Consider the following 316-nt stretch of genomic DNA (forward strand, 5'->3'; position numbering starts at 1 on the left):
AAGGAGAGACTTGAACTCTCACACCTTGCGGCGCCAGAACCTAAATCTGGTGCGTCTACCAATTTCGCCACTTCCGCGTACTTACCGTCTATCTTCATTTTAGCAATGAATCATTAATGACGTTAAGCAAAATATGGCAGGGCTACCTGGATTCGAACCAGGGAATGACGGGATCAAAACCCGTTGCCTTACCGCTTGGCGATAGCCCTGCAGTATGCTCAAATGAGCGTGTTAGAGAGGAATGGTGCGGAAGGAGAGACTTGAACTCTCACACCTTGCGGCGCCAGAACCTAAATCTGGTGCGTCTACCAATTTC

1 tRNA gene is annotated in these 316 nt (G+C 49.1%); it reads right to left on the reverse strand.

What is annotated here, in order from left to right:
• Positions 1-134: 134 nt before the first annotated feature.
• Positions 135-209 (reverse strand) — tRNA-Gln (locus R2X38_RS26685).
• Between the last annotated feature and the right edge of the window lie 107 nt (positions 210-316).

This window comes from Photobacterium rosenbergii, assembly GCF_033022775.1.
Classification (GTDB): domain Bacteria; phylum Pseudomonadota; class Gammaproteobacteria; order Enterobacterales; family Vibrionaceae; genus Photobacterium; species Photobacterium rosenbergii_A.